Origin of the sequence: Sphingomonas echinoides ATCC 14820, assembly GCF_000241465.1 — a bacterium.
Taxonomy (GTDB): domain Bacteria; phylum Pseudomonadota; class Alphaproteobacteria; order Sphingomonadales; family Sphingomonadaceae; genus Sphingomonas; species Sphingomonas echinoides.
The window spans coordinates 2,905,134-2,918,284 of sequence record NZ_JH584235.1; the positions used below are offsets into that span (position 1 = coordinate 2,905,134).

The window sequence follows — 13,151 nt, forward strand, 5'->3', positions numbered from 1 at the left end:
CGGTTATGGCTTCGGTGCGAGGGAATGGACCATTCCGCCGCTCGTCGCGTTGTGATGGTAGAGACCAGCTTGCGATAGAGTGTTCCGTGACGACCCATGACAAGGCGGATGTGACCGCGCCCGGCGACCGCGTCGCCAATACCCTTTCTCCAATGAGCGCGGATGCTCAGCGCATTGCCGCGGAGGTGACCGGGACGGACCTTGGTACCGATCCTTTCGTCGCGGCGGTGCGCGCGACGCGCATGCCGATGATCATCACCAATCCGCGCCTGCCCGATAATCCGGTGGTGTTCGCCAACAACGCCTTTTGTCGTTTGAGCGGCTATCCCCGCGACGAGATTCTCGGACGCAATTGTCGCTTCCTGCAAGGCCCAAAAAGCAATCCAGCAACGGTGCGGCGCATTCGCGAGGCGGTCGAGCGGGTCGAGCCGCTCGAGATCGACATTCTCAACCACCGCAAGGACGGCGAGACCTTCTGGAACCGGCTGCTGATGGCCCCGGTGTTCGATACCGAGGGCGTGCTGGCCTATTTCTTCGCCAGCCAGGTCGATGTCACGATCGAGCGCGAGCGGTTGAAGGGGCTGGAGGACGATAACGCCTCGCTAATGGCCGAATTGACCGACCGGCTGCGGCTGCAGGAAGAGCATGAGCGCGAACTCGCCTTTACGCTCCGGGCGGCACGGTTCGGCACGTGGAGCCTCGACATTGCCAGCAAGCGCCTGACCGCGTCGGAAACCTGCAAGGAGATTTTCGGACTGCGCGGTGATCAGCCCTTCACCTACCAGGATCGGCTGGAGGCGATCCATCCCGACGACCGCGGCAAAAGCGTGGCCGAGGTCGAGCGCTGCATCGCGGAGGGCAATGACTATGACATCGTCTACCGCATTCATCGGTCGGATGGTGAATTGCGCTGGCTGGCCTCGCGCGGGCAGCCGTTCTTTGATGCGCAGGGCCGCGCGTTGCGGATCGCGGGGGTGTCGACCGATATCACCGATCAACGCCGTGCCGAGCGCATGCGATCGGCGCTGGTCGATCTGTCCGATGTGTTCCGCGATACCGAAGAGCCGGACGATATTTCCTTTGCCGCGGCGGCGATCATTGGGCGCACGCTCGATGTCAGCCGGGCTGGGTATGGCGAGGTCGATACGCGCGCCGAGACGATCACGATCGCGCGCGACTGGAATGCGCCGGGGGTGAAAACGCTGGCCGGGGTGCTGCAGTTTCGCGACTATGGCAGCTATATCGACGATCTGAAACGCGGGGAAACCGTGATCGTCGAGGATGCGCGTACCGACCCGCGCACCGCCGAAACCGCCGCGCAGCTGGAGGGGATTTCGGCGCGGGCCTTCGTCAACATGCCGCTGACCGAACATGGCGGCCTGGTGGCGTTGCTCTACCTCAATCACGCGACCCGGCGGACATGGCATGCGGATGAGATCGCGTTTATGCGCGAGGTGGCCGAGCGGACCCGCATCGCGACCGAGCGTCGTCGCGCCGAGCAGGAACTGGCGCTGCTCGCCGCCTCGCTCGAACAGCAAGTCGCCGAGCGGACCAGCGCGCTGCAGACCGCCGAGGACGCGCTGCGCCAATCGCAGAAGATGGAAGCGGTCGGGCAATTGACGGGCGGTGTGGCGCACGATTTCAACAATCTGTTGACCGTCATCCAATCGGCGACCGATTTGCTGAAGCGCCCCGGCCTAAGCGACGAGCGGCGAGAGCGCTATATCGATGCCATTTCCGATACCGCCGAACGCGCCGCCAAATTGACCGGGCAGTTGCTGGCCTTTGCGCGGCGGCAGGCGTTGAAGCCGGAGGTGATCGATGTCGGGCAAAGCCTGTATGTGATTTCCGACATGCTGCGCACGCTGACCGGATCGCGCATCGATATTACGATCGACGTGCCCGACAGCCCGTGTTTCACCAATGTCGACCCCAGCCAGCTTGACACCGCGCTGGTCAACATGGCGGTCAATGCGCGCGATGCGATGAACGGTGCCGGGCATATCGATATTGCGGTGCGCGCGGTGCCGGGCATTCCGGCGGTGCGCGCGCATCCGGCGGTTGCGGGACGCTATGTCGCGATCTCGATCCGCGACAGCGGGACCGGCATCGAGTCCGACCAGATCGAGCGCATCTTCGAGCCGTTTTTCACGACCAAGAGCGTCGGACAAGGGACCGGGCTCGGGCTGAGCCAGGTGTTCGGCTTTGCCAAACAATCGGGCGGCGATATCACGGTCGAGAGCAGCCCGGGCGAGGGGGCAACCTTCACGCTCTATCTGCCACAGGCCGACGCGCCGAAGGTACGCACGACCGATGCGCCGGTCGAAGGCGTTGCCGATGGCCATGGCGCGTGCGTGCTGGTGGTGGAGGACAATATCGAAGTGGGCACGTTCACCACCCAGTCGCTGGCCGAGCTTGGCTATGTCACGGTGTGGGCCGCCAATGCCCAGGAAGCGCTCGCGGAGCTGGAGCACGATGCCGCACGCTTTGACGTGGTCTTTTCGGACGTGGTGATGCCCGGAATGAACGGCGTGGCCCTGGCCAAGCTGATCCGGCAGGAATATCCCGATCTGCCCGTGGTGCTGACCTCCGGCTATAGCAGCGTGCTGGTCGAAAGCGTGCCCGATGGCTTTGAGCTGCTGCACAAACCCTATTCGGTCGAACAACTCTCGCGCATGTTGCACAAGACGCTTCGATGAGGGCGTATGTGGGGCGGTGTTAGCCGTTAGGTAAATGCAGTACTTTTACCCATTCGTTTCGAGGGACGCTATTTATCGACTTCGTTCGAAACGAACGGTTGGGATGCTAATCGTCCTCATCCTCAAAGCCCAGCAACGCCAGCGCGCGCGCCTTGATCTGGTGCGTCTGGCACCAATGCACCAGCGCATCCTCGCGGCCATGCGTGACCCACACTTCGCGCGGGGCGATTTCGGTGAGGGTGTCGGTCAATTCGTCCCAATCGGCATGATCGGACAGGATCAGCGGCAGTTCCACGCCGCGCTGCACCGCGCGCTGGCGCACGCGCATCCAGCCGCTCGCCATCGCGGTGATCGGATCGGGCAGCCGGCGCGACCAGCGATCGGCCAGCGCACCGGGCGGGGCGAGCACAATATGGCCCATCATCTCGGCCTTGCTCGCGGTGGTGGCGGGACGCAGTTCGCCGAGCGCCACGCCGTGGTCTTCATACAGCGCGCACAGCCGTTCGAGCGCGCCGTGAATGTAGATCGGCGCATCATGCCCGCGTGCGCGCAATTCGGCGATGACGCGCTGCGCCTTGCCCAGCGCATAGGCCCCGACCAGCACGCAGCGCGTCGGATTAGCGTGCAGCGCGCTGGTCAATTTGTCGATTTCGTCGCCGGTATCGGGATGGCGGAAGACGGGCAGGCCGAAGGTCGCCTCGGTGATGAACACGTCGCAGGGGACGGGCTCGAACGGCGCGCAAGTGGGGTCGGCGCGGCGTTTGTAATCGCCCGAGACGACGATGCGTTCGCCGCGATATTCGAGCAGGATCTGCGCCGATCCCAGCACGTGCCCGGCGGGGACGAAGGTGGCGGTGACATCGCCGAAACTTTGGCTTTGCCCATAAGCGATCGGATGCCCGGCTTGCGGGCCATAGCGCGTTTCCATGATCGCGAGCGTCTCGGGCGTCGCCCACACCGCGCCGTGGCCGCCGCGCGCATGATCGGCATGGCCATGCGTCACCAGCGCCATCGGCGACGGGCGCGCCGAATCGACCCACAGGTCGGCGGGTTTTACATAGAGACCGTGCGGGTGCGGTTCGACCCAGTCGCCGAGCTTTGCCATCGTGCCTATATGGGCGGGATGGCCGATGGTTCCCAGCTTGGAGATTGTTTTCCGATCTCCCTCTCCCTTATCTCCCTCTCCCCCTGGGAGAGGAGTTTCGGGTCGGTCGTGCCCCCGGCACGACCTGAACAGCGCGGGGCGCTGTTCACCCGAAACTGGGCCCGCGCCGCAGGCGTGGGAAGGGTGAGGGTGATGAGTTTCGCCGGTGTGCGCCCTATCACCCTCACCCTTCCGCCGCTTTGCGGCTCCCTCCCTCTCCCAAAGGGAGAGGGATTTGGGGGCACGGTTTGACTGCTCCGCTTCCCCCCGCCATCACCGAATGGTTCGCCGCCAAGGGCTGGGTGCCGCGCGCGCATCAGCTGGCGATGCTGGATGTCGCACGCACGGGGGATCATGGCTTGCTCGTCGCCACCACCGGTGCGGGCAAGACGCTCGCGGGGTTTTTGCCGACGCTCGCCGATCTGGTCGCGGCCCCGAGCGAGGGACTGCACACGCTCTATGTCTCGCCGCTAAAGGCGTTGGCGGTCGATGTGCAGCGCAACCTGCTCACCCCGATCGCCGAGATGGGGCTCGATATCCGGGTCGAGACCCGCACTGGCGACACGCCCTCTGACCGCAAGGCGCGGCAGCGCATCCGCCCGCCGCAGATCCTGCTGACCACGCCCGAATCGCTCAGCCTGTTGCTCAGCTATCCCGATAGCAGCCTGATGTTCGAAGGGCTGAAGACGATCGTGGTCGATGAAGTCCACGCCTTTGCCACCGGCAAGCGCGGCGATTTGCTGAGCCTGTGCATGGCGCGGCTGCAACGCCTCGCGCCCGGTCTGCGGCGCGTCGCGCTGTCGGCGACGGTGGCCGATCCCGATGCCTATCGCGCCTGGCTCGCGCCCGATGGCGATATCGATGCGGTGCGGCTGGTGCGGGGGGCGGCGGGCGCGCCGCCCAATGTCACGATCCTGCTGCCGCAGGGGCGGGTGCCATGGTCGGGCCATTCGGGGCGCTATGCCGCCGAACAGGTGATCGCCGAGATCGAGACGCACAAGACGACGATCGTGTTCTGCAACACGCGCGCGCTCGCCGAATTGATCTTCCAGGATCTGTGGAAGGTCAATGCGATGAACTTGCCGCTTGGCGTGCATCACGGCTCGCTCAGCCTGGAGGCGCGGCGCAAGGTCGAGGGCGCGATGGCCGATGGGCGGTTGCGCGGGCTGGTGGCGACGTCGTCGCTCGACCTGGGGGTCGATTGGGGCGATGTCGATTGCGTGATCCAGATGGGCGCGCCCAAGGGATCGTCGCGGCTGTTGCAGCGCATCGGGCGTTCCAACCACCGGCTCGACGAACCGTCCGAGGCGATCGTCGTGCCCGGCAATCGCTTCGAATATCTCGAGGCGCGTGCGGCGCTGGATGCGATCGAGGCGGGCGAACTGGATGCCGATGTGTTCCGCATGGGCGCGCTCGACGTGCTGGCGCAACATGTCATGGCGTGCGCCTGTGCCGCGCCGTTCCGCGAAGAGGCGCTGCTCGACGAAGTGCGCTCGGCCTTGCCCTACTCCGCGCTGACGGCGGACACGTTCGCGCAAGTGCTCGGCTTCGTGCGCGACGGGGGCTATGCGCTGAAGGCCTATGACAAGTTCAGGCGGCTGACGCAGGACCCGGACGGAAGCTGGCGCGTCAGCCATCCGCGCTTCATCGCGCAGCACCGCTTGAACGCCGGGATCATCGTCGAGGCGACGATGCTGAGCGTGCGCTTCGGCAATGGCCGCACGCTGGGGCGCGTGGAGGAGGGGTTCGCCGCGACGCTGTCGCCGCGCGACACCTTCTTCTTTGCCGGGCTGAGCCTGGAGGTCGAGCGGATCGATACCGAGGCGGTGGTGGTGCGCGCGACCTCGCGCCCGGCGCGCATCCCGAGCTATGGCGGCGCGCGGATGCCGCTGTCGACCAATCTCGCCGAGCGCGTGCGCGGGTTTCTGGCGAGCCCGGCGCAGTGGCACCGCTTCCCCGACGATGTGCGCGAATGGCTGGAGGTGCAGCAGCAACGCTCGGTGCTGCCGCGACCGGGGCAATTGCTGGTCGAAACCTTTCCGCGCGAGGGGCGGCATTATCTGGTTGCGTACAGTTTCGAAGGCTGGAATGCGCATCAGTCGCTGGGGATGCTGATCACGCGGCGGATGGAGACGCAGGGGCTGAAGCCGATCGGCTTCGTCGCCAATGATTATGCGCTGGCGTGCTTCGGGCTTGAGTCCGTCACCGATCCGGCGGCGTTGTTCTCGCGCGATATCCTGGAGGATGAATTCGTCGACTGGGTGCAGCAATCCTCGCTCCTGAAGCGCGCGTTTCGCGAGGTCGCGGTGATTGGCGGGCTGGTCGAGCGGCAGATTCCGGGCAAGCGCAAGACCGGCAAGCAAGTCAGCTTCTCGACCGATCTGATCTATGACGTGCTGCGCAAATATGAGCCCGGCCATTTGTTGTTGCAGGCGGCCTGGGCCGATGCGCGTGCGCGGATGACCGATGTCGGGCGCCTGGCCGATCTGCTCGACCGCGCACAGGACACGATGCTGCACGTGCCGTTGGAGCGGATTTCGCCGCTCGCGGTGCCGGTGCTGACGCTGATCGGGCGCGAGCATATCGCGCAGGGGCTGGCCGACGATGCGCTGTTGATGGAAGCCGAAGTGCTGGCGGCGGAGGCGATGCGGCTCGATTGATCGGGCTTGTTACGGGCCGGATGCGGGCGTAGCTTTGTGCAAATGGCCCCGGCGCTCCTCTTGATCGTGCCGTTGGCAACGGTGCTTGCCGCCGCGCCGCCCCAGACCCGCGTGCCACCCCCGCCGCCTGCTGCGACGCAGCAAGAGGCACCGGGTGCGACCGCCGACGCGCTTGGCTTTACCGATGATGGGCTGCGCCTGTCGGTGCCGGTGATGATCGGCCAGAACGGCCCGTTTCGCTTCATTGTCGATACCGGTGCCGAACGCACCGTCATCGCGCGCGACCTCGCGACGACGCTGGCTCTGGCACCGGGCAAGCGCGTTCGCATCAGCGCGATGGCGGGTTCGACCGGGGCAGACACTTATGTGCTGCCCGAAATCAGCATCGGTGCGGAGACGCTGGCCGAGGGCGTGCGGCTGCGCGGATCGGGGATTGAGGCCCCGGCGCTGCTCGCGGGAAATCTGGGCGGGCAGGGGCTGGTCGGGATCGATACGCTGCAGGGCCGTGCGGTCACGATCGATTTTGCCGCGCGTACGATGACGGTGGTGCCGGCGACCAAGCGCACCAAGCGCGAGGTGTTCGGCCCGGGCGACATCGTGGTCCGTGCGCGCAATCGCGCGGGCCAGCTCGTCGTCACCGATGCCAACTATGAGGGGCATAAGGTGCGGGTGGTGATCGATACCGGCGCAGTCGTCAGCATGGGCAATCTCGCGTTGAAGCGACTGGTCGGGGATGATCTGGCGCAAGCGCAACCGATGACCTTGCTCAGCGTAACCGGCGGCAAGCTTGAGACGCAGTTTGGGCTGGTCCCGCGTTTCGCGATCGGCGACACCGGCTTTGCCAATTTGCCGGTCGCCTTTTCGGATGCGGCACCCTTTGCCCGGCTTGGGCTGACCGCACGCCCGGCGCTGTTCCTCGGCATGGATGCGCTGCGCCTGTTCGGGCAGGTGCGGATCGATTTCGCCAATCACGAACTGCGCTTCGCCAAACCAAAGCGTGCCGCGACGCGCTAACGGTTGCGTTACGCCCAAGCTGCGTTAGCCTCCTCCCGACATACTTTTGGGGGCTTTGCCATGCGCGCGATCAGCACATTTTTGGGGGCGACGATTTTGGGAATGGCGGGGCTGGCCAGCGCGGCCTCGGCGCAGGATCGGCCCGACCAGCAGGCGTATCTCGGCCTCTACAAACAACTGGTCGAAACCAACACGACACTGTCGAGCGGCAGTTGCACGACGGCGGCGGCGCAGATCGGCGCGCGGTTGAAGGCGGCGGGCTATGCCGACCAGGACATCACCTATTTTGCGGTGCCCGATCACCCCAAGGATGGCGGGCTGGTCGCGGTGCTGAAGGGCAGCGATGCCAAGGCCAAGCCGATCCTGCTGCTCGCGCATCTCGACGTGGTCGAGGCCAAGCGTGCCGACTGGGTGCGCGATCCGTTCACGCTGATCGATGAGGGCGGCTATTATTACGGGCGCGGCACGGTTGACGACAAGGCGATGGCGGCGGTGTGGGCCGACAGCATGATCCGCTTCAAGGCCGAAGGGTATCACCCCAAGCGCACGATCAAGCTGGCGCTGACCTGCGGCGAGGAAACCACCTTTGCCTTTAACGGTGCCGAGTGGCTGTCCAAGAACAAGCGCGAGCTGATCGATGCCGAATTCGCGCTCAACGAAGGCGGGGGCGGGCGCTATGGCCCCGATGGCAAGCCGCAGTTGATCGCGCTGCAAGTCGGCGAAAAGGCCGCGCAAAACTACACCTTCGAGACGACCAATCCGGGCGGGCACAGCTCGCAGCCAGTGCCCGACAATGCCATCTATCAGCTCGCGGATGCATTGAAGGCCGTGCAGGGCTATGAGTTCCCGATAAAGTTCACCGAGACGACGCGCGCGTTCTTCAGCATGGTCGCGCTCGGCTCGCCAGCGCCGCTGCGCACGGGGATCACCGCCTTGCTCGCCAATCCGCAGGATGCGGCGGCGGACAAGGTCGTCAGCAGCGACAAGATGATGCATTCGACACTGCGCACGACCTGCGTCGCGACGATGGTGAGTGCTGGGCACGCCGAAAACGCGTTGCCGCAACGCGCCACCGCCAACGTCAATTGCCGCATCTTCCCCGGCGAAACGGTGGAAGGCACGCTCGCCAAATTGCAGGAACTCGCTGGCCCCAAGGTAAAGGTGACCGCCAATCCGCCGATCCGCCCGACCGCCATCCCGCCCGCGCTCGATCCCAAGGTGGTCGGCCCGGTCAAGGCGGTGGCGGCGAAGCATTTTCCGGGCCTGCCGCTGCTGCCGCTCATGTCGACCGGCGCGACCGATGGCGTGTTCCTCGAGGCGGTTGGCATTCCGGTATACGGCGTGCCGGGCTTCTTCCTGGATAATGACGGCAACGGCATGCACGGCCTGAACGAGCGGATGCGCAAGGATTCGCTCTATCAAGGGCGCGACTATCTGTTTGATTTGGTGAAGACTTTCGCAGGGTAAGCGCGAACGGTGGGGGAAGGCGCAGGCCTGCCCCCACCGGGCAACGGCAACAGCCGAGCCACGTTTTCTGCATAATTGCTATTGATAATCGATCGCAAAAGAGACATTGCGCAGCCCTCGATAAAAAAGGGATTCGCAGTGAAGCAGCATTTGGTATCGGCCCTCCTCCTTGGCACCGCGGTGATCGGCAGCCCGGCTTTGGCGCAGAATCAGGCCGATTTGGAGGACGGCACGATTGTGGTGACCGGCCAGCGTCCGCGCACCGAGGCGTCCGCAGGCACCAAGAGCGCCGCCCCGATCGCCGAGACGCCGCAGTCGATCAGCGTTATCAGTGCGGCCGACATTGCCGATCTCGGGCTGCAGAACCTCAACCAGGCGCTGCGCTTTGTCGCGGGTGCAACCACCGAGCAGCGCGGATCGAGCGCCGAGGTCTATGACCAGTTCAAGCTGCGCGGTTTCGACGCGCCGCAATTTCTCGATGGATTGAAACTGATCGAGGGCGCGGGGTATCTTGCGCCGCAGATCGACGTGTCGCGGCTCGACCGGATCGAGGTGGTGAAGGGTCCGGCATCGGTGCTTTATGGGCAGTCGGGCCCCGGCGGGCTGGTCGCGATGTCGAGCAAGCTGCCGCTCGACCGCGACTTTTACGGCGCAGTGTCGGGCAGCTACGGCAGCTATGACCAGTACCGTGCCGATGCCGATGTTGGCGGGCGCGCCGGATCGTCGATCCTGTGGCGCGTCAACGGCACGGTCAACGGCGCACACACGCAGCAGGATTTCGGCAAGCGCGAGCGCGAGGCGATCTCGGGCGCGGTGACGAGCGGCGCGGGCCACGCGACCAGCTTGACGCTGCTCGGTGCCTATTCGCATGATCCGTATAACGGCACCTACGGCGTGTTCCCGGCATCAGGCACCTTCCTCGCCAATCCCAATGGCCAGATCCCGACCACGCGCGATTTCGGCGAGCCGGGCAATGTCTTCAAGCGCGAGCAGGTGGCGGGCACCTATATCCTGAACCATGATTTCGGATCGGGCTGGAGCTTCCGTGCGTCGGGCCGCTATCAGCACGCCACCTCCAATCTCGGCATCGTCTACGCCAGTGGATCGCTGACCAACAGCGCGACCAGCACCACGCTATACGACCGCGCTTCCTATGCGACGCGCGAACGCAGCGATTCCTGGGTGTTCGACCATCAGGTGCGAGGCAGTTTCACGACCGGGCCGCTGACGCATGCGGTGCTGCTGGGGGTCGACCATCAAGCCGGGCACGCGCGCGAAGTCTATGCCTTTGGCACGGCGACGCCGCTTGATGGGTATCGTCCGGTGTATGGCACGATGGCGGTGCCGCTAACGCCCGAGACGGTGCCCGGCGGCACGGTCGGGGTGCTTGCGCCGCGCAAGACGCAGACCGGCCTTTACGCGCAGGACGAGATTTCGACGGGCGGGCTGCGCGTGGTGCTGAGCGGTCGGCAGGATTGGGCGCGGACGACGGCGGGCAGCGCTGCGCCGGAAACGTCGCAGAAATTCACCTATCGCGCGGGCGTCCTATACACCACAGGGTTCGGGCTGGCACCGTATGCCAGTTATTCGACCTCGTTCGAGCCGCAGAGCGGAACGGTGCAGAATGCCGATGGCACGCTCCGCCAGGCCAAGCCGTCGCTTGGCAAGCAGATCGAGCTTGGCGCGAAATACACCGTGCCGGGCACCAAGATCCTCGTTACGGCGGCCTGGTTCCAGATCGACCAGACCAATTTGCTGACCGCGATCCCCAATTCGCTGTTCGCGCTGCAAAGCGGCAAGGTGCGCTCGACCGGCTTCGAAGTGGAAGCCAATGCGCCGCTGCCCTACGATTTCAATGGCAAGCTTGCTTATAGTCGGCAGAAGGTGCGCACCATTGCCGATGCCGATCCCGCCAATATCGGCAATGGCATTCTCGGCGTCGGGCGCGGCGGGGTTTCCGCCAATCTCGAATGGGCACCGCGCCACGGTGCGTGGCAAGGCTTCGCGATTGGCGGGGCGGTGCGGCATGTCGACAGCATCTATGCTGGGACCTCCGCGCGGGTCAGCACGCCGGGCTTCACGCTGTTCGATGGGCAAGTGCGCTATGATCTCGGTCGGCTTGCGCCACGGCTCGAGGGGCTGACCTTGGGGGTGAACGCCGCCAACATCTTCGACAAAAAGTATGTGACGACGTGCTATCTCGATTATGCCTGGTGCTGGTATGGCAACCGCCGTACCGTGCAAGGCACGATCGCCTATCGCTGGTGAGGGCGGCAGTGTCGCAACGTCCGACTTTTCCCAAGCGAGACGCCGCCCGCGCCTGGCGACGAAGCGGCGATACGGCACTCCGCGTCGTCGCAGCGATCCCGGGCGGCTATGCCGTCGCCAGCCTGTGGGCGATGGCGCTGGCGCGGGTGCTGCCCTTTGGACCGGCGCAGTCGACCTTCGCCGCCACGATCGTCGCCTTCGCGATTTGCGCCATTACCGCAATGTGGGCCTTTGCCGCCCGGAGTGGCTGGCGCGCGCTGTGGACGATCGTGCTGGCGGGGATCGTTGCGGCCTGCATCACCGCTGTGTCGATCCACGCATGGGGCCGGGTATGAAGACGGGGTTCCGCCAGAGCCAGGCGACGCTGCACACATGGTCCGGCTTGCTGGTCGGCTGGGTGTTGTTCGTCGTGTTCCTCACCGGCACCACGGCCTATTGGCGTGAGGCGCTGAACCGCTGGGCACAGCCGGAATTGCCCGCGATCACCGATCCGTTGACGGTCGTGCGGGGCGCGCAAGCCTTTCTCACGCGAGAAGCGCCCGGTGCCGACTCGTGGTTCATCACCGTGCCGACCACGCGCTCGGCGAGCGGAAGCGTCTATTGGGTGCCGGGGCCGGGCACGCCGCCCAAGCGTGACGGTGGCGAGACCTCCGCGACGATTGACGGTGCTGGCCACCCGGTGGTTGCACGCGCGACACGCGGCGGGGACTTTTTCTACCGCTTCCATTTCGACCTCTTCTATTTGCCGGTGCTGTGGTCGCGCTGGATCGTCGGTACGTGCGCGATGTTCATGCTGGTCGCGATTTTGACGGGGATCGTCACGCACAAGAAAATCTTCCGCGATTTCTTCACGTTGCGGCGGGGCAAGGGACAGCGATCATGGCTGGACGGGCACAATGCCGCAGCCGTGCTTGGCCTGCCGTTTCATGTGATGATTACCTATACCGGGCTGGTCACGCTGGCGACGATGCTGATGCCGTGGGCAGTGGTCGCCAATTATAGCGATACCGGCAGCTTCGCCGGAATCCTGTACCCGCAGGCTCCGGTGGTGGCGCGGACTGGGCGGGCGGCGCCGCTGGTCGATCTGGCGCGGGTGGTACGCGATGGAGAAGCGCGGTTGGGTGGGCCCGTCGATGCGATCCTGGTGACCTTTGCCGGGGATGCGGCGGCGCGAGTCACGCTGGCGAGAAGCAGTCAGGCATCACTGTCCAACTTCACCCCAAAGCTTGGCTATGATGGCGTGAGCGGTCGCCTGATCTGGGCGTCGCCGCCGCCGGGCGGAGCACAGGTGACGGCGGGCGCGATGATCGGGCTGCATGCTGGCCGCTTCGCCGATGCCGCGATCCGCTGGGTGTATTTCCTGTGCGGCATCGGTGGCACGCTGATGGTGGCGAGCGGGCTGGTGCTGTGGACGGTCAAGCGGCGCGAGAAGCTGCCCGATCCAGCGCGACCGCATTTCGGTTTCCGCTTGGTTGAGCGGTTGAATGTCGGGTTCATCGCGGGGTTTCCGGCGGCGATGGTCGGCTTTCTCTGGGCCAATCGCCTGTTGCCGCCGCTGCTGCCGCAGCGTGCAGACGCGGAAGTGAATGTCCTGTTCGCTATATGGGGCGTGCTGCTGCTCTACGCCTTCCTGCGCAAACCGACGCGGGCGTGGGTTGACCTGCTAGGGTTGACGGCGGGCTTGCTGCTCGCGCTGCCCGTCTTCGACATGCTGGCGACCGACAGGGGTTTGCCTCGGACGATCGCCAGCGGGGACTGGACGCTGGCTGGGGTCGATCTGACCTTCCTCGCCGTGGGGGGCGCTTTTGGCTGGATGGCGCGGGCCGTCGCGCGGCATCGCGCGCACCCGCGCCGCGCACGATCGCGCGCCGCCGCCACGGTGCTTGCAGGATGAAGGCC

The 13,151-nt window shown here is 65.5% G+C and carries 8 protein-coding genes; 7 read left to right on the forward strand and 1 reads right to left on the reverse strand.

Going from position 1 to position 13,151, the window contains the following annotated elements; genetic code table 11:
• Positions 1-86 precede the first annotated feature (86 nt).
• Complete coding sequence (locus tag ON00_RS13595; protein ID WP_010406583.1) at positions 87-2,699, forward strand: PAS domain-containing protein; 2,613 nt, start codon at positions 87-89, stop codon at positions 2,697-2,699.
• Between the two features lie 106 nt (positions 2,700-2,805).
• Here ON00_RS13595 and ON00_RS13600 read toward each other — a convergent pair whose 3' ends face one another.
• Positions 2,806-3,804 carry a ligase-associated DNA damage response exonuclease gene (locus ON00_RS13600; protein WP_010406585.1) on the reverse strand — a complete coding sequence of 333 codons (999 nt, stop codon included), beginning with the start codon at positions 3,802-3,804 and terminating at the stop codon, positions 2,806-2,808.
• 287 nt (positions 3,805-4,091) lie between these two features.
• Between ON00_RS13600 and ON00_RS13605 the strand changes: the two genes are divergently transcribed.
• From ON00_RS13605 to ON00_RS13630, 6 genes are all read left to right on the forward strand, one after another.
• Positions 4,092-6,503: a ligase-associated DNA damage response DEXH box helicase gene (locus tag ON00_RS13605; protein WP_010406587.1), complete on the forward strand. Its 2,412-nt coding sequence runs from the start codon at positions 4,092-4,094 to the stop codon at positions 6,501-6,503.
• A 42-nt stretch (positions 6,504-6,545) separates the two neighbouring features.
• Positions 6,546-7,517: a retropepsin-like aspartic protease gene (locus ON00_RS13610; RefSeq protein WP_010406589.1), complete on the forward strand. Its 972-nt coding sequence runs from the start codon at positions 6,546-6,548 to the stop codon at positions 7,515-7,517.
• A gap of 60 nt (positions 7,518-7,577) precedes the next feature.
• The gene (locus ON00_RS13615) at positions 7,578-8,984 is read left to right on the forward strand and encodes a M20/M25/M40 family metallo-hydrolase (protein WP_010406591.1); all 1,407 of its coding nucleotides are present in this window, start codon (positions 7,578-7,580) and stop codon (positions 8,982-8,984) included.
• A gap of 138 nt (positions 8,985-9,122) precedes the next feature.
• On the forward strand, positions 9,123-11,252 hold the full coding sequence (locus tag ON00_RS13620) for a TonB-dependent siderophore receptor (protein ID WP_029622884.1): 2,130 nt from the start codon (positions 9,123-9,125) through the stop codon (positions 11,250-11,252).
• 8 nt (positions 11,253-11,260) lie between these two features.
• Entirely contained in the window at positions 11,261-11,587 is a 327-nt protein-coding gene (locus ON00_RS13625; RefSeq protein WP_010406596.1) for a hypothetical protein, read from the forward strand.
• The gene (locus tag ON00_RS13630) at positions 11,584-13,146 is read left to right on the forward strand and encodes a PepSY-associated TM helix domain-containing protein (RefSeq protein ID WP_010406597.1); all 1,563 of its coding nucleotides are present in this window, start codon (positions 11,584-11,586) and stop codon (positions 13,144-13,146) included. Before ON00_RS13625 ends, ON00_RS13630 begins: the two co-directional genes overlap by 4 nt.
• Positions 13,147-13,151 lie beyond the last annotated feature (5 nt).

Excerpts from the sequence above, each read along its gene's own strand:
- ON00_RS13600 (WP_010406585.1), bottom strand. The coding sequence starts at position 3,804 with ATGGCAAAGCTCGGCGACTGGGTCGAACCGCACCCGCACGGTCTCTAT.
- ON00_RS13610 (WP_010406589.1), top strand. The coding sequence starts at position 6,546 with ATGGCCCCGGCGCTCCTCTTGATCGTGCCGTTGGCAACGGTGCTTGCC.
- ON00_RS13615 (WP_010406591.1), top strand. The coding sequence starts at position 7,578 with ATGCGCGCGATCAGCACATTTTTGGGGGCGACGATTTTGGGAATGGCG.
- ON00_RS13630 (WP_010406597.1), top strand. The coding sequence starts at position 11,584 with ATGAAGACGGGGTTCCGCCAGAGCCAGGCGACGCTGCACACATGGTCC.